Raw genomic sequence first — 17353 nt, forward strand, 5'->3', positions numbered from 1 at the left:
TATGAGCCAATACATCAATCTGTGCTGAGCGTAGTCGAAGCATCAATCAAAAAATAGTCGATCATGTTTAAAAATCACATCAAAATCGCCTGGAGGAGTTTAAAAAAACAACCCTTTTTTACCTTCCTTAACACTTTTGGACTTGCCATTGGTATGGCGGGAGCCCTACTGATTTCATTATACATCTATGATGAATTGACCTATGATACCATGTTTGCGGATGCAGACCGAATCTATAGGATTAATGCGGATATTAAATTTGGTGGCGATGCCCGAAAGTATGCCGTAAGTCCTGCACCTATGGCAGATGCCTTGCAAAGTGATTTTTCTGAAATTGAAGTGGTTACCAGGTTTAGGACTCGGGGTAGTGCTTTGGTCAGGAAAGTAGATGCTGAAGCCAACGTCAAGGAGGAGCAAACGACTTTTGTAGATGCCACTTTTTTTGAGATGTTCGGGATTGAGCTGTTGGCAGGTGATCCCAATACAGTACTTAAGAATCCGAATACTATAGTAATGACAAGGTCGGCAGCGGAAAAACATTTTGGGGTTTCCAATGCCTTAGGTCAGGATTTAATATTGAACAACGAGGAGCCATTTACGGTTACGGGAGTGATTGAAGACTTACCCAATAACTCTTTTCTGAGGGACTACAGTTTGTTCGAGGCTATGGCCGGTAATGAGGATTCCGAAATAGTAAATTGGGGCAGTAACAACTATCAGACATTTTTCAAGTTGATTCCATCCGCGGATATAGCGGATATTAAAGAACCGTTGGAAGGCTTCTTGAGTAAATATGTAATTCCTGGGGTACAGCAGTTTATGCCAGGAATAACCGAGGAACAGTTCAAAGCTGCGGGAAACCACTTGATTTACAGTACAATCCCTTTGACCGATATTCATTTAAGTTCCAATTTGGTTGCCGAAATGAGTTCCAACAATGATATGCAGAGTATTTATATACTCTCCTTTATCGCAATCTTTCTAGTGGTTTTGGCCTGTGTTAATTTCATGAATCTTTCTACGGCACAATCCTTGAAACGGGCCAAAGAGGTGGGCGTCCGTAAAACCTTAGGCTCCAATAAAAAGGATTTGGTAAGGCAGTTTCTGGTAGAGTCTGGTCTAATTTCTTTTATATCGTTGCTTTTGGGACTGTTTTTGGCGGTATCGGCCCTGCCCTTCTTCAATGACTTGGCAGATAAGGACATTTCACTTCCGTTTCTAAATCCTTTCTTTTGGTTGATTCTTCTCGGAGGGGTTGTTCTGCTTGGATTATTTTCGGGAAGTTACCCGGCATTTTTTATGTCAAGGTTCATTCCTGTGAACGTGTTAAAGGGAGGCGGACAAAGCAGTGTAGGGGGTGGAAAAATAAGGAACTCCCTAGTGGTCTTTCAGTTTGCCATATCCGTGTTTTTGATTATCAGCACTTTGGTGGTGTATCAGCAATTGAAATATATACAGAGCAAAGATCTTGGATTTTCTAAAGATCAGGTGTTAGTAGTGAACGATGTTTATACAGCGGGCAGCAAGGCCAACTCGTTCAAGGAACAGGTAAAGCAATTAGGCTTTGTTAAAAACGCCACCTTGAGTAGCTTTTTTCCAACGCCTTCCAGTCGGAGTGATAGTACTTTCTTTCCTGAAGAAGGGCTAACAGATCAGGAAAATGCGGTAAGTATGCAAACTTGGGGTGTGGATTATGACTATGTACTCACTATGGGTTTTGAGTTGGTTGCCGGACGTAATTTTGATGAAAATTTCGGCAATGATTCAACGGCTATCATAGTCAATGAAACTGCGGTAAAAGTAATGAAACTTACCCCCGAGACTGCTTTGGGGGAAAGATATTCACCTAACTTCAATGCTGAAAACCCCGAGTTTTTTACCATCATAGGAGTGGTAAAGGATTTCCATTTTGAATCCATGAAGGAGGAAATAGATGCATTAAGTCTAAGATTGGCCAATAATGCCTATGCCATGGCCATTAAGATAGAGGCGGGCAATTTTGAGAATGCCGTTTCAAAAATCGAGAATGTATGGAACAGTATTGTATCAGGAGAACCCTTTAACTACTACTTCATGGACGATTCCTTCAACGACTCCTACCAGAGTGAACGTAGATTGGGAAATATTTTTGTCATATTCACCATACTATCCATTATCATTGCTTGTTTGGGATTATTTGGATTAGCTGCCTTCAATGCCGAAAAACGGGTCAAGGAAATAGGTGTACGTAAAGTACTTGGAGCGAGTGTGACACAAATTTCGGTAAAGCTCACCATGGATTTTTTAAAGTTAGTGGGCGTGGCCATTTTAATTTCTTTACCACTAGGATGGTATGCTATGGACAAGTGGTTAGAGGATTTCTCCTATAAAATTGATATCCCTTGGTGGGTTTTCGCATTAGCCGCCTTCTTGGCCATAGCCGTTGCGGTCATTACGGTGAGTTACCAAAGTATTAAGGCATCTATTGTAAATCCTGTAAAAAGTTTAAGAACGGAGTAATCATCAAACCACAGATTATGCTAAAACAACATCTAAAGCTTTTTCTCAGGAACGTTCGTAGCAACAAGGGCACTTTTCTAATCAACACCATGGGACTGGGTGTTGGTATAGCCTCTTTTTTGGTGTTGGCACTTTATGTATATAATGACGTCACCTATAACCATTTCAATAAAAACCTATCCAATATCTATAGGATACAGGAGATTTACGAGGACGGGGAGGGCACGGTCACTAGAGGATTGGTACTTCCTAAAATAATGGAGGACATACCGGAGGTTGTAAACGGGACTAGGGTTTTTGATTGGGACGAACATCGATTGGCATTTGGGAAGGTGGCTTTTCCGGAGCAGGTATTTTATGCGGACAAAGGTTTCTTCTCGGTCTTTACCTTTCCTTTTGTGGAAGGTGATGCAAAGAAAGTGTTAGACGATAAGTTTAGTGTCGTTATCAGTAAGCCAATAGCCGAAAAGTACTTTGGTAAGACCTCTGCAATTGGTAAGGAATTGCAGGTAGGGTTTACTGAAAACTATTTGATTGTAAAAGGGGTGGTGGATATCCCTGAAAATTCTTCGGTAAAATTTGATGTGATAGCTTCTTATGAAACCGGCGAAACTTTATCACCTTGGATAGTTGGTGTGCATGATTGGTACAATACCTTTTCAAAATCCTATCTCGTTTTACAGGATGGTGTCGGTCCAGAGGCGATAGCGGATAAACTTGAACGTATCGTTAAGGAAAATTTCCTCCCGGTTGGGGAAAGTACCATTCAATTGAGCCTATTACCTTTTGCGGAGTATCATGCCAAAGTGGAATCCAACCAAACGTTGATCCTTATTTTGGCCTTAATCGCTTTAGGAATAATCGGTATTGCCATTGTCAATTTCATCAATTTGACCGTGACCAATTCTTTGGCCCGTACCAAGGAAATAGGAATTAAAAAAGTGCACGGAGCCACAAAAAAGCATGTAATTCAGCAAATAATGGTAGAATCTTTGGCTCTAGGTCTCATCGCTTTGGCCTGTGGCATATTGCTTATGACCGGGTTCTTGCTGCCATCGTTCAACCGATTGTTTGAAACAAATCTATCCATTAGCTCGTTCGACCCCTTATTTTTAGGTGCATTGGTGTTGGGTATTTGGGCTGTTGTGGGCTTGTTCTCTGGTTTGGTTCCTTCATTTTTATGGTCCAAAAGTAAATTGGTGGAAAATCTACACGGCAAAGTTACGGCGAAACAAAAGCCAGGTTTCTCGAAATATGCATCTATTGTCGTACAGTTTGTCATTGCCATTATGCTGATTTCAGGTACCCTCATCGTTCGAAAACAGATTGATTATATGGTCAAGAAAGACCCAAAATTCGATGCAGAAAATACAATAGTACTACAAACGGATTACTGGCAATATCCCGATACGGAAGCGGCATCCCAAAAACTAAAAATTTTGGCGGATGAATTGGACGCTAGCCCCTTGGTTTCTTCCGTAAGCTTTACGGGTAGCGTGCCTGGGGATTATGATGAAAATTATAATGGATTTTATATGGAGGGTCATTCTGATAAGGCGGATATTTTCCTTAGAAAATCCTATGTAGGGGAAGACTATTTTAAGACGCTTGGAATTCCCATTAAAAGTGGTCAAGGGTTTGAAAGAGATGGACTTTTATTGGAAAATACCGTGGTGCTTAATAAAGCGGCAATGGACCAATTGGGATTCACTACGGCTCAAGAACAGGTTTTAAGGGAGGGAAGTCCGGATGGTCAACCCTACAGGGTCATTGGTGCCATTGAAAATTTTACCTATCAAGGCGTACAGAATGAAATGCAACCACTGGCGCATTTTTATACACAACAGGAGAATTACACCGATTGGGAATATTTAGCCATTAGGGCCCAGGAAGGAGCTTCCCTTCAAGTAATTGAATTATTGGAGGACCAATGGCAGACCTTACTGCCCAATGCTACTTTGACCCATTTTTTCGCCGATGCAAAACTGGATGCCTATTACAAAGAATACGAACGGGTGAATACGTTGATTATGTGGTTTTCATTTTTGGCAATACTACTCTCGTGTATCGGACTTTTTGCCATAGCCTCGTTCGCAATGGCCAAAAGAACCAAGGAAATTGGGATTCGAAAAGTAAATGGGGCAAAGGTTTCGCAAATTTTGAACTTACTGAACAAGGACTTTTTAAAATGGGTAGTCGTCGCCTTTATCATTGCAGTACCATTTGCCTATTATGGCGCACAGAAATGGTTGGAAGGTTTTGCCTATAAAACCCAGGTTAGTTGGTGGGTCTTTGGCTTGGCCGGGCTCGCAACGCTGTTAGTGGCCCTTGCAACCGTAAGTTGGCAAAGTTTTAAAGCGGCCAGGGCCAACCCGGTTAAAAGTTTACGTGCGGAGTAAATTAAACGGTATCAATTGAGGTCACTGAGCGTAGTCAAAGTAAAATACTAGTACAATCAAAAAACGAGTATCATGTTTAAAAACTATTTGAAAATCGCTTGGCGGAATCTTACCAATAACAAAATTTACTCTTGGATTAACATCGGCGGACTGGCCATCGGCATCGTTGCCTGTTTGCTGATTCTGCAATACGTTGTATTCGAATTGAGCTATGAAGATTTTCATGCCAAGAAAGAGCGCATCTATCGCGTACGGCAAGACCGCTATGACAATGGCAAACTGGCAACACAATGGGCGGCAGGGGCGTATGCCGTTGGAAACTCCTTTAAAGAGGCGATTCCCGAAATTGAAGAATATGTCAAAGTTGTGGAAACGAGTGATATTCTCGTAGAGGTCGACAACCGGCCCTTGAAAATCGAAAAAGTGTTCTTTGCCACCAACTCTTTCTTTGATGTTTTTTCCTATCCGTTGATTTATGGGGACGTTACCTCTGTATTGAGCGCGCCGAATACCGCCGCCCTATCCGAAACGACCGCATTGAAGATCTTTGGAACCAAGGACATTGTCGGAAAAAACCTAAGAATCAGTGGTGACCGAACCTACAAAATTACTGGCGTCTATCAAGATATGCCCGTCAATACACAACTCCGTCCTAATTTTTTGGCTTCCTACAAAACCTTTGTCTCCATGAACACCAATAATGATGGTTCCACTCCGGAGGAAGCTTGGACATGGGATGGTTGTCTGACTTATTTACTGTTGCAAAAAGGGGTAAATCCGGCCCAGGTAGAGGCAAAATTTGCACCAATAGTCGAAGAGGGCGTTGGGGAGTTGTTGAGAAGTTTCAACGCTTCTGTCAAATATAGTTTACAACCCCTTACCAATATTCATTTGGATTCTAATTACATGGATGAACCGGTTCCCAACGGAGATGGAAAAACCATATACCTATTATTAGGCATAGCGTTCTTTATCATCTTAATAGCATGGGTAAACTATATTAATTTGTCCACAGCAAGGGCAATTGGACGTGCCAAGGAGGTAGGTATTCGTAAGTCTGTGGGGTCTCAACGAGGGCAATTGGTCGTCCAGTTCTTTTTTGAGTCGGTCGTATTCAATGGTCTGGCATTGGTATTGGCACTCATGCTAATGATTGTTGCCCTTCCCTTTTTCAATGAAATTTCAGGTCAACCGGTATCATACACTTTGTTCGAACAAGGCAGATTTTGGCTAGGTCTCATTGCCCTATTTGTCGTAGGTGTGGTTTTATCTGGATTATACCCGGCAATTGTTTTATCGCGGTTCAGGCCTGTTGAAGTGTTAAAGGGCAAGATGGTCAGTACTACAGAGGGAGCTTTTTTAAGAAAAGGACTTGTTATTCTGCAATTTACGGCCTCTTTATTTCTATTGATAGGCTCCTTTGTTGTATATCAGCAAATCCAATTTATGCGAGACCAGTCTCTCGGTATCAATATTTCCCAAACGTTGGTGCTACCTCCTCCGATAGTATCAGATTCCACTTTTGTCCAAAAGAAAGAAGCATTCAAAGAAACACTTTTACAGTATTCACTTATTGAAGATGTGGCCGTATCTTCATTTGTCCCTGGGATGGGCCCTGGCGATAATGCTGGAGGAATCCGATTGCTCAGCCAGGATGATACCGAACAAAAGCAATATCGTTTTATACGAGTAGATTATGATTTTGCAGACGTTTTTGAAATAAATATTATAGCTGGGCGTAAGTTTTCAAAGGACTTTGGCACCGAACGGACCAATGTCATCTTTAATCGAAAAGGAATAGAACAACTGGGTTTTGATAATCCAGAACAGGCAATAGGCGAACAAATCGAATTTTGGGGCGACCAATGTGAAATTGTCGGAGTAGTGGAAAATTTTCATCAGGAATCGCTTCGCGATGCCTATGAACCGCTGATACTGATTTTGAATCCTGATGTGTATGGATATTTTTCCATAAAAATTGAAACTTCACAGATTGCCCAGACCATTGCCCGGGCACAGACCGAATGGAACGATTTTTTTCCGGGCAATACATTTGAATACTTTTTCCTCGACGAGAGGTTTAATGAACAGTACAAGGTGGATCAAAGGTTTGGCCAAGTATTCGGCCTTTTTACCTTACTAGCCATATTTGTCGCATGTCTGGGCCTGTTCGGACTTGCTTCGTTTACGGCCTTACAACGAAAAAAAGAGATAGGAATCCGTAAAGTTTTGGGAGCATCTGTACCGGGCATTTTAAGGCTATTATACAAGGAGTTTGCAGTATTACTCATTATCGCGTTTTTGATTTCCATACCCCTAGCATGGTTCAGTATAAGTAAATGGTTGGAGGGGTATGCCTTCCGAATAGCTATAAACTGGAGCTTTTTTCTGTTGCCCTTTATTGCCATTTTGGTCATTGCTTTGGTAACGGTAAGCTTTCAGACATTAAAAGCCTCTTTGGCCAACCCCGTAAAAAGTTTACGCACCGAATAAAACATTAATCAAAAACAAAAAACATGTTTAAAAACTATTTGAAAATCGCATGGAGAAATTTGGTTCGTAACAAGAGCTTTTCATTGTTGAATATTTTAGGTTTGTCCATTGGCCTCACCGTAACCGCACTGATTCTGTTATGGGTCAATTACGAAATGGGTTTCAATCAGTTTCATGAGAACAAAGACCGTATTTACCAGGTCTATAATAAGTATGAGGTTGATGGCGAAATTTGGACATGGAACTCCACCCCCAAGGTTATGGCTACGGCCATTAAAACAGATTATCCTGAAGTGGAGGAGGTTTCACGCTATTTCTACGAGAATACGTTTTTATTCAGTAAAGGCGATAAGAACTTAAAATCTACGGGAACCATTGTGGACCCTAGTTTCTTAAAAATATTCAGTTTTCCATTGGTGGAGGGAAACATAGAAACCGTTCTTGATGATGTAAACGCCTTGGTCGTTACCGAAACCTTTGCAAAAAAGATGTTTGGAAATGAACCGGCAGTAGGCCAAATCGTGAAAATGGACAACGCTAATAATTTCAAGGTAACAGGAGTTTTAAAAGATCTTCCATCAAATACCGAATTCAATTTCGAATACTTACTGCCTTGGGCCTACCTGAAACAAAAGGGATGGGATGATCAGAATTGGAGAAACAACTCCATCGCCACATACGTCCTATTAAAAGAAGGTACAAATTACACCTCATTTTCAGAAAAGATTAAGACGCTACGAAAAACTTACGATAAGGATGCCCCAAACATGGTCACTTATCTCTATCCATATAAACGTTCACACCTTTATTCTGAATTTGAGAATGGGGTGGAGGTTGGCGGGTTGATCGATGTGATTCGTCTTTTCACTATTATAGCCATTATCGTTCTGGTTATCGCTTGTATCAACTTCATGAACCTGAGTACCGCCCGTAGTGAAAAAAGAGCAAAAGAGGTTGGCGTGCGAAAGGTGGTTGGTGCCCGGAAAAAAGCATTGATATTCCAGTTTATAGGGGAGTCTTTGTTAATCTCTACATTGGCGGCCATAGTGGCTTTGATTGTTTTGGTACTGGTTCTCCCGGCATTCTCCCAACTCATTGATCGGGAGTTAAGCATTGATTGGTTAAACCCCATGTTTTGGGCTATGACCTTATCCATAATTCTTTTAACCGGCGTGCTTGCAGGAAGTTATCCTGCCCTTTATTTATCTTCATTTAAACCTACAGCGGTACTCAAGGGTACGTTCAGCAAAATCAATACGTTGATTACACCTCGCAAGGTCTTGGTGGTGCTACAGTTTGCGGTCGCCATTGTATTGATTACCGCCACCCTTGTGATAAAACAACAGATCAGCTCCGTTCAAAACCGCAAGTTGGGGTATAACAAGGACCAGCTTATTTATGTGCAAATGGAGGGTGATATTGAAAAAAATTACACCAATATTTCTAGCGAACTTTTGGACGGTGGTATTGCCTCATCGATCTCAAAGACGAATTCTCCCATAACGGAAAGCTGGAGTAATTCTTGGGGTTTAGATTGGAAAGGAAAAAGCGAGGACAACAAAACTTTGGTGCATAGGCTTGTAGCTGATAATAATATCATTAAAACGATGGGATTACAGCTTTTGGAAGGGAGGGATTTGGATTTAAAACAATATCCTACCGATTCCACGGCCATGATTTTGAACGAGTCTGCCGTTGCACTTATGGGGTTTGATGATCCTTTGGGACAAGTAGTCAGGGACAACGGTATTGAGTGGCATATTGTTGGCGTGGTGGAGGATTTTGTGTACAACTCCCCTTTTCAAAAAATAGAGCCTATGGTAATCGAGGGTGCTAAAGGATGGTTCGAAATGGTTCATATAAAGTTTAATAAGGACAAGCCCATTGCATCTAATTTGGCATCTACAGAAGAAATCTTTAAAAAATACAATCCAAACTATCCCTTTAACTATGAATTTGTTGATGCCGACTATGCTCAAAAATTCATAAGTGAGCAACGTATAGAAAAATTGGCCAGCTTATTTACCCTTTTGACCATCTCAATTTCTTGTTTGGGACTCTTTGGCTTGGCTAGTTATATGGCCCAAAATAGAATTAAGGAAATAGGGGTTCGCAAAGTGTTAGGTGCTTCCGTAAACGGTATTACGGCCTTGTTGTCAAAAGATTTTTTGAAATTGGTCTGCATTTCACTATTTATTGCCATACCCGTTTCATGGTATGTGATGAACCGTTGGTTGCAAGATTTTGCATATCGAATAGAACTTTCATGGTGGATTTTTGGTTTGGCCGGTCTAGCAGCGCTTGGCATCGCGTTTATTACGGTCAGCTACCAGGCAATCAAAGCTGCAAGATCAAACCCGGTTAAAAGTTTGCGTGCAGAGTGACACATTTTAAAAAAAAGATAGTCTTTATAAAAAACATCAACCTGTGCTGAGCATAGTCGAAGCATCAAAGAAATCATCAATCATGTTTAAAAACTATCTAAAAATCGCTTGGAGAAACCTTCTAAAAAACAAAGGTTATACTTTAATCAATGTTGGTGGGCTGGCATTGGGCATGGCCGTCACCTTGATTATTGGCCTTTGGATACAGGACGAACTTTCATACAACGGTTATTTTAAGAACAAGGAAAAAATCGCCCAGATTTATCAATCCCAAACATTTAATGGAAAAACAGGTTCAGGGCCGGCCATACCAAGACCCCTTGAAAAAGCATTGAGAGACGGTTACAGCGACAATTTTGAGCATTTGATCATGTGTTCCTGGACCAATGACCATTACCTTAAATATGGGGAGAAAAGTATTTCCAGATCGGGCAATTATATGCAGCGTGTAGGTCCGGAACTTTTTAATCTGGAAATTATAAAAGGAGAAAAGGACGGATTAAGGGAAATCAATTCCATAATGCTATCGGAGTCCACGGCCAATGCACTCTTCGGAAGTGAAGACCCAATCGGTAAAATCGTAAGGGTAAGCAATGAGCACGATATGAACGTAAGTGCCGTCTACAAGGATATCCCGTTTAATAATTCCTTTAATGATACAGATTGGATTATTTCGTGGGAAAAGTATTTGGCCAATAATGAATGGATACGAAATGCGGAGGACCAGTGGGGCAATAATTCCTTTCAAATGTTTGTTCAAATAGCAGATAACACCTCCATTGATGCAGTTACAAGAACCATAAAGGATGTAAAGAAAAATTTGAATGAGGATACGGCGGAATTCAATCCCCAGATTTTCCTCTTTCCAATGAAAGATTGGTACCTAAGAAGCAGTTTCGAAAACGGAAAGCAAGTAGGCGGTCGCATAAAATATGTATGGCTTTTTGGTATTATCGGTGCATTTGTGTTACTGTTGGCCTGTATCAACTTTATGAACTTAAGTACGGCTCGCTCTGAAAAACGGGCCAAGGAGGTGGGAATCCGGAAATCTATCGGTTCCCAAAGGGGACAATTGATCTATCAATTTTTGAGCGAATCCTTTTTGGTCGTACTATTCGCCTTTTTCTTGGCACTATTGATCGTACTCCTATCCCTTAACGGTTTTAACGAACTGGCAAGAAAGGAGATTTCCTTTCCTTGGGGTAACGGGCTTTTTTGGTTGGTATCCTTAATTTTTATTTTGTTCACGGCGTTACTGGCAGGTAGCTATCCTGCCTTATATCTTTCGTCCTTTAGACCTGTGGATGTGCTGAAAGGAACTTTTAAAGTGGGGAAATATGCCGGATTGCCCAGAAAAATATTGGTGGTATTGCAGTTTACGGTTTCGGTGGCATTTATTATAGGAACGGTCATTGTGATGCAACAGATCAATCATGCCAAAAATAGGCCGATTGGTTATGACAAGGAAGGATTGATACAGGTTCCAACGTTCAGTCAGGATTTTAACGGTAAGTATGATTTGATGCGAACCGAATTTCTAGAATCCGGAGCAGTGGTGGAAATGTCTTCTTCTAGCAGTCCTACCACTCGGATCTGGTCCAACAGGGGAGGTTTTACATGGGAAGGAAAGCCGGAGGGGTTTCAAGAAGACCTAGCTTGGACCGAGGTCTCACCGGAATATGCAAAGTCACTCAACCTAAAAATAGTAGAGGGCAGGGATTTTTCAAGGGAGTACGCCACAGATTCTTTGGGTGTGCTTATCAATGAAACGGCCAAAAAATATTTAGGAATGCCCGATCCAGTAGGTAAATTTTTAAAGGACGACGATGAGGAAGATCCAAATCCACCTTTAAAAATTATTGGCGTGGTGCAGGATATGATTACCCAATCGCCATACGAGCCGGTAAAACAAGGTGTTTACGTGTATGACCGGTATAACAATTCCAGCTATTACAACCTAAGGTTAAATCCGCAGCAAAGTGCCAATCAGAATATCGCGGTCATTGAGAGGGTCTTTAAAGAACATTTTCCTGCAATACCATTTGAGTATGAGTTTATAGACGCGGAGTATGGCGAAAAATTTGCCTCCGAGGAGCGAATAGGTACACTTTCGGGCATATTTACCGCCTTGGCCATTCTGATCAGCTGTTTGGGACTTTTTGGGCTGACATCCTTCGTTGCGGAGCAGCGCAAGAAGGAAATTGGTGTTCGTAAGGTGTTGGGCGCATCTATATTCAACGTATGGAACATGCTTTCAAAAGACTTTTTAAAACTGGTCATCATTTCTTGTTTTATCGCTGTCCCCATTGCCTATTTCATTATGAACGGATGGCTTCAGGAATATCCTTATCGAGTTGTCTTAAAGTGGTGGATTTTTGCATTGGCTATGTTGGGAGCACTCGGTGTAACCTTACTTACCGTAAGTTTTCAGGCGATTAAAGCCGCCAAGGCAAACCCGGTAAAAAGTTTACGAACGGAGTAATTATTTAGTTAAATAACGGGAGCTAAAACACTATAAAAACGACACAGCTGTGAATTTTGTAAAAATGGCATTTAGACGTCTGTTCCGTAAAGGGGAGCAGACCACTACACGTATCATATCCTTAATTGCTGGGCTAGCCTTTGGAATGTTATTATTGTCCGAGGTACTATACTATTACAGTTATGATGGTTTTTATCCAGATGCGGAACGCCTGTATGTAGTGCATGAAAACTTTAATATGGATACCTCCTCTGAGGAGCTCGATACCTCTTCCAGGGTAAGTGGGGCCATTGCTCCGGCGCTTCGTGAGGAAGTGCCCGGTGTAGAGATGGCTACACGTTTCAATCCCATGGGAAAATCCGTTTTTTACACAGAGGACAAAAAAAACTACGAAGCGGATTTTTCATTGGCGGACGAATATGCCTTTGACGTCTTACCAAGAACCATGATAAGTGGTAATGCCAAGGAAGTTCTGAGCAGTCCGATGAGCTGCATGGTTTCCGATAAGTTGGCTTCCCAAATGGGAGGAAACGTTATGGGCAAGGTTATTGAACTTAAGAAATATCCCGGGAAAAAGCTTACGATCAATGGTGTTTTCAAAGCCATTCCTGAAAATACCAATTATAATTATGATGTACTTGTCTCCATGGTTTCCACCAAGGAATTTATGTGGGACGGTACCCAAAATTGGATGGGCAACGACCGTTATTATGCCGTGGTAAAACTGGAGGAAGGTGTTTCGCCGACAGATTTGGCGCCCGCAATACGTAAGATGCAGGAAAAAAATCAGGATATTGCCAAATTGGAAGAGGAACAGCCCGGTATCATCTTTAAATATAGTTTAAAGCCCATCCAAAGTTTATATGTGGACGATGTAAAGAATATGATATTGATTCTTACGACCATAGCCCTAACCGTATTGATAGTGTCATTGTTCAATTATCTTTTGCTCACCATGAGTGTTTTGGTGAACAGGGCTAAAAGCTCGGCTATACATAAAACCTGTGGAGCGGGATCCTTGAATCTGCAAAGGCTAATTTTTTCCGAGACTGCCCTGTTGTTCTTGATGTCCATTTTAGGAGCCTTTTTGACACTATGGTTAATAAAACCCTTTGCCGAGGTGCAGTTGGGACACAAACTCTCCTCAGTTCTGAATCCTCAAGTGGTATGGCCCTTATTATTTTTTATGGCCCTGTTGATAGGAGCCGCAAGTTACTTTCCGGGAAGGTTTTATTCGCGTATTCCAGTGGCTACCGCTTTCCGTAACTATCAACAAAAAAAAGGCAAATGGAAATTGGCCCTATTGGCCTTTCAATTCGTGGGAGCTACTTTTATATTGACCATGTTGACCATTGTGGTCATGCAGTACAATAGTGTAATAGGAGCGGATCATGGGTATGGCACCAAGGGCATTTATTTCGGTTCCACTTCGGGTATGGAAGGGAGTAAAGTAAATACCCTTATACATGAACTTGAGGGAATTCCCGGTGTTGATATGGTGGGTATTGGAGAAAAAATTCCTTTGGGTGGTGCTCCAGGTAACAACGTCAAGTCCGCCGATGGAAAAGAATTGTTCAACGTAGCAGATTTTTATACAATAGATGAGAATTATATGTCCATTTTGGGTATACCTATAACTGAAGGGGAGAATTTTTCAGCAGAGAATTCTGCTGTGAACGATATGCTCATCAGCAAAAAAGGGGCCGATAAACTCGTGCTGAACGGATGGAAGGAAATCGTAGGGCAACCGGTGGACATTACCCAACACGGACCAGCTACGGTTCGGGGAATCTTTGATGATTTCGTAATCAACACACTAACACAACCCGATGACCGTCCGGCAATTTTCCATTATGCCCCGCAAGCAAAGTTTGTGGCAGATAAGGAAGAAGATGCCTCATTTGCCTTCCATTTGCTTATAAAGACAAAAGAAGGCGTTGGAGCGGATATGCTTCAAAAAATTACGGACGTTTTCAACGAATATTTACCCTATCGTGATGCAGTGGTAAAAAACTTGGATGCAGAATTGGTGTACGCCTACCAAAGTGAGAAAGGTTTTAGAAATGCAATTTTGGCGGGTAGTGCCATTATTTTGTTAATTACCATTATAGGTCTCTTTGGTTATACGGCCAATGAATCCGTAAGACGAAAGAAGGAACTGGCTATTAGGCGTATCAATGGTGCCACTTTAGGTGATATTTTAAAATCCTTTCTCGCCGATCTTGAATTTATGGCGATACCTGCCGTTCTATTGGGATTGGCAGGGGCATGGTTCACTGCAAATAAATGGATGGAAAACTTTGCTTTCAAGACAGAATTACATTGGGGAATCTTTTTGGCCAGTAGTTTTTTTGTGCTATTGCTCATTGGGTTGATTGCAACGATCAATTATGTTAAAGCCGCAAACCAGAATCCCGTTGAGTCTTTAAGGGCGGAGTAAGCATGGCTCAACACCAAGAATTTTAAAGGATACCTTATAAAATGGGTCAAAGTAATTTTGGTAACCCATTGTACTTTGAAAGTCGTTGTAAATATATTGTACATGTTTTGTCCAAATATTTTACAGTCTCTTGGTCTTGATGAAATTTAAGTGTTTTAAAATCAGACGTTTATTGAAGTGGCATGAAATTAGTTTTACAAATTATGACTAGGTTCATCATCTCATCAAGAAACGAATATTATGTTTAAAAACCATCTAAAAATCGCTTGGCGAAATATAAAAAAGGACAAGCTCTTTACCATTATCAAAATAGGAGGTTTTTCCATTGGGATAGCAGCCTGTTTGTTAATAGCCCTTTTCATAAATAATGAATTGAGCTATGATAATCACTACCAAAAAAAGGATAGAATATTTAGGGTGGTAATGCAAGGAAGTATGGATGGTGAGGTTTTGAAAAGTGTTCATTTTCAAAGACTTTTTGCAGAAACTTTGGAATCGACCTACCCAGAAATTGAGAAAGCCGGTAAAATAAATACAAGCGAATTGTTTGGTGCGGGAAAAAGGACACTGAGAATTCAAGGGTCTTCACAAAACATTTTGGATGACGGTTTTGTTTTTGCCGATCAGCGGGCAGTAGAGATATTGGAATTGGACCTTTTAGAGGGCGATAGGGATGAGGTTTTTAAAAACCCTAGCAGTATAATACTCACCGAAGATAAGGCTCAAAGGTATTTTCCAAATGGCGATGTATTAGGAAAGACCTTGTTTTTGGATGATAACACGGACAAGCCCTACACCATAACTGGGATTGTAAAAAATAATCCCGCTATCAAATCCCATTTTGATTTTGATTTTTTACTCGTCATAGAAGACAAAAATACCAGTTGGACCACAACCAATTATTTTACCTATGTGCTTGTGGATGAAAACACCAATATCCCTGCCTTGGAAGAAAAAATGGGCGCCATATTGGAGAATTATTTTATTCCCGCCCAAATGGAAAGGGGGATGGGCGAGGATTTTATGGAAGTATTGAAAACCCTGGAGTACAAATTACAACCCATTGGAGATATCCATTTGAAATCGGATATAAAAATGGGGGACGGACTCAAACATGGCGATATACGTTTTGTTTGGTTATTTGCTGCTATTGCTGGTTTTGTTCTCTTGTTGGCGGTCATAAATTTCATTAATCTTTCCACGGCAAAATCGGCCAATAGGGCAAAGGAGGTTGGACTCAGAAAAACGGTCGGGGCATTTAAGGGTAATTTGATCAGCCAGTTTTTGACCGAATCCATTATCTATAGTTTTATCTCATTTTTTATAGGGGTTTTGTTGGCCTGGCTTTTATTGCCAACCTTCAATTCCATTGCTGATAAAAGCATAATGATGCCTTGGGCTTCATGGTGGTTTTTACCTATTATCGTTGTTTCGGCTTTGGTAATTGGCCTTTTTGCAGGTCTTTATCCAGCATTCTATTTATCCGCCTTTAAGCCGGTTAATGTCCTTAAGGGCAACCTTAGTATGGGAAGTAAAAGTGGTGGTTTACGAAGTGGTCTCGTCGTTTTTCAGTTTACGACCTCGGTAGTTCTGATCATAGGAACCCTAATTATCTACAAACAAATGAACTTTATCCTTGATAAAAAATTGGGCTATGACAAAGAACAGGTATTGGTGGTACAAGGGGCAAACCTATTGAACAATCGGGCCCAAGCATTTAAGGAAAGGTTATTGGGACTTTCAGAGGTAAAGGAAGTATCCATCAGTGATTATCTTCCGGTTGAGGGAACCAAGCGTAATGGAAATAGTTTTAGGAAATCAGCATCGGGAACGGAGGAAAGGTCCGTTCCAGCACAGATTTGGAGAGTGGATTATGACTATATACATACATTAGGCCTCCAAATAAAAAGTGGGCGAGGATTTTCCAAGGAATTTACCAATGATTCCTCGGCAATTGTAATCAATACCAGTATGGCCAAAAAGTTGGGATTGGATGATCCAATTGGAAAACAGATAAATAATGGGCAGGATTGGACCATCATTGGTGTTTTGGAGGATTTTCATTTTAAAAATTTAAAGGAGGATATTGAACCCTTAACCTTGGTATTGGGGAATGCACCCAGTATGGTTTCCGTGAAACTTGACAACGGGGTAAGTGATGGCGCCATTGAGAACATTAAAGGCATATGGAACGATTTTGTGCCCAATCAAACATTTGAATTTACATTTCTTGACCAGGAATATGCCCAAATGCACGACGACGTAAAACGGATGGGAAAAATATTCAACAGTTTTGCGATGTTCGCCATTCTTGTGGCGTGCCTTGGATTGTTTGCGTTATCAGCCTTTTTAGTGGAACAGCGAAAAAAAGAAATAAGTATACGGTTGGTACTTGGGGCACCTTTTAAAAGTATCTATCAATTGCTGACCTTGGATTTTATGAAGTTGATCTTCCTCTCCATCTTAATTGCCGTTCCGGTAGGGTGGTATATGATGAACAGATGGTTGGAAGATTTTGCATATAGAATAAATATAGGGTGGGATATATTTTTGATGGCCGGCTTTATCGCTTTATTGGTGGCATTGCTTACCATTAGCTATCAGTCCATAAGTGCCGCATTGCTAAAACCTTTGAACAATTTAAGGTCGGAATAAA

7 protein-coding genes are annotated in these 17353 nt (G+C 41.0%); all 7 read left to right on the top strand.

The window, feature by feature from the left end:
- Positions 1-63 precede the first annotated feature (63 nt).
- The 7 genes from CJ263_RS10175 (at position 64) to CJ263_RS10205 (ending at position 17352) form a co-directional block, all read left to right on the top strand.
- Entirely contained in the window at positions 64-2499 is a 2436-nt protein-coding gene (locus tag CJ263_RS10175; protein WP_094997164.1) for an ABC transporter permease, read from the top strand.
- Between the two features lie 17 nt (positions 2500-2516).
- Positions 2517-4898 carry an ABC transporter permease gene (locus tag CJ263_RS10180; protein ID WP_094997165.1) on the top strand — a complete coding sequence of 794 codons (2382 nt, stop codon included), beginning with the start codon at positions 2517-2519 and terminating at the stop codon, positions 4896-4898.
- 72 nt (positions 4899-4970) lie between these two features.
- Positions 4971-7391 carry an ABC transporter permease gene (locus CJ263_RS10185; protein ID WP_094997166.1) on the top strand — a complete coding sequence of 807 codons (2421 nt, stop codon included), beginning with the start codon at positions 4971-4973 and terminating at the stop codon, positions 7389-7391.
- A gap of 23 nt (positions 7392-7414) precedes the next feature.
- Positions 7415-9775, top strand: coding sequence for an ABC transporter permease (locus tag CJ263_RS10190; protein WP_094997167.1), 2361 nt, complete (start codon positions 7415-7417; stop codon positions 9773-9775).
- Between the two features lie 82 nt (positions 9776-9857).
- Positions 9858-12257 carry an ABC transporter permease gene (locus CJ263_RS10195; RefSeq protein ID WP_094997168.1) on the top strand — a complete coding sequence of 800 codons (2400 nt, stop codon included), beginning with the start codon at positions 9858-9860 and terminating at the stop codon, positions 12255-12257.
- A gap of 64 nt (positions 12258-12321) precedes the next feature.
- Positions 12322-14697: an ABC transporter permease gene (locus tag CJ263_RS10200; protein ID WP_094997169.1), complete on the top strand. Its 2376-nt coding sequence runs from the start codon at positions 12322-12324 to the stop codon at positions 14695-14697.
- Between the two features lie 240 nt (positions 14698-14937).
- Positions 14938-17352, top strand: coding sequence for an ABC transporter permease (locus CJ263_RS10205; RefSeq protein ID WP_094997170.1), 2415 nt, complete (start codon positions 14938-14940; stop codon positions 17350-17352).
- The last annotated feature ends 1 nt before the right edge of the window (position 17353 follow it).

This window comes from Maribacter cobaltidurans, assembly GCF_002269385.1.
Taxonomy (GTDB): domain Bacteria; phylum Bacteroidota; class Bacteroidia; order Flavobacteriales; family Flavobacteriaceae; genus Maribacter; species Maribacter cobaltidurans.

Bases quoted from the DNA above. Each gene is read 5' to 3' on its own strand.
- CJ263_RS10195 (WP_094997168.1), top strand. From the start codon at position 9,858: ATGTTTAAAAACTATCTAAAAATCGCTTGGAGAAACCTTCTAAAAAAC.
- CJ263_RS10180 (WP_094997165.1), top strand. From the start codon at position 2,517: ATGCTAAAACAACATCTAAAGCTTTTTCTCAGGAACGTTCGTAGCAAC.
- CJ263_RS10175 (WP_094997164.1), top strand. From the start codon at position 64: ATGTTTAAAAATCACATCAAAATCGCCTGGAGGAGTTTAAAAAAACAA.
- CJ263_RS10205 (WP_094997170.1), top strand. From the start codon at position 14,938: ATGTTTAAAAACCATCTAAAAATCGCTTGGCGAAATATAAAAAAGGAC.
- CJ263_RS10190 (WP_094997167.1), top strand. From the start codon at position 7,415: ATGTTTAAAAACTATTTGAAAATCGCATGGAGAAATTTGGTTCGTAAC.
- CJ263_RS10185 (WP_094997166.1), top strand. From the start codon at position 4,971: ATGTTTAAAAACTATTTGAAAATCGCTTGGCGGAATCTTACCAATAAC.
- CJ263_RS10200 (WP_094997169.1), top strand. From the start codon at position 12,322: ATGGCATTTAGACGTCTGTTCCGTAAAGGGGAGCAGACCACTACACGT.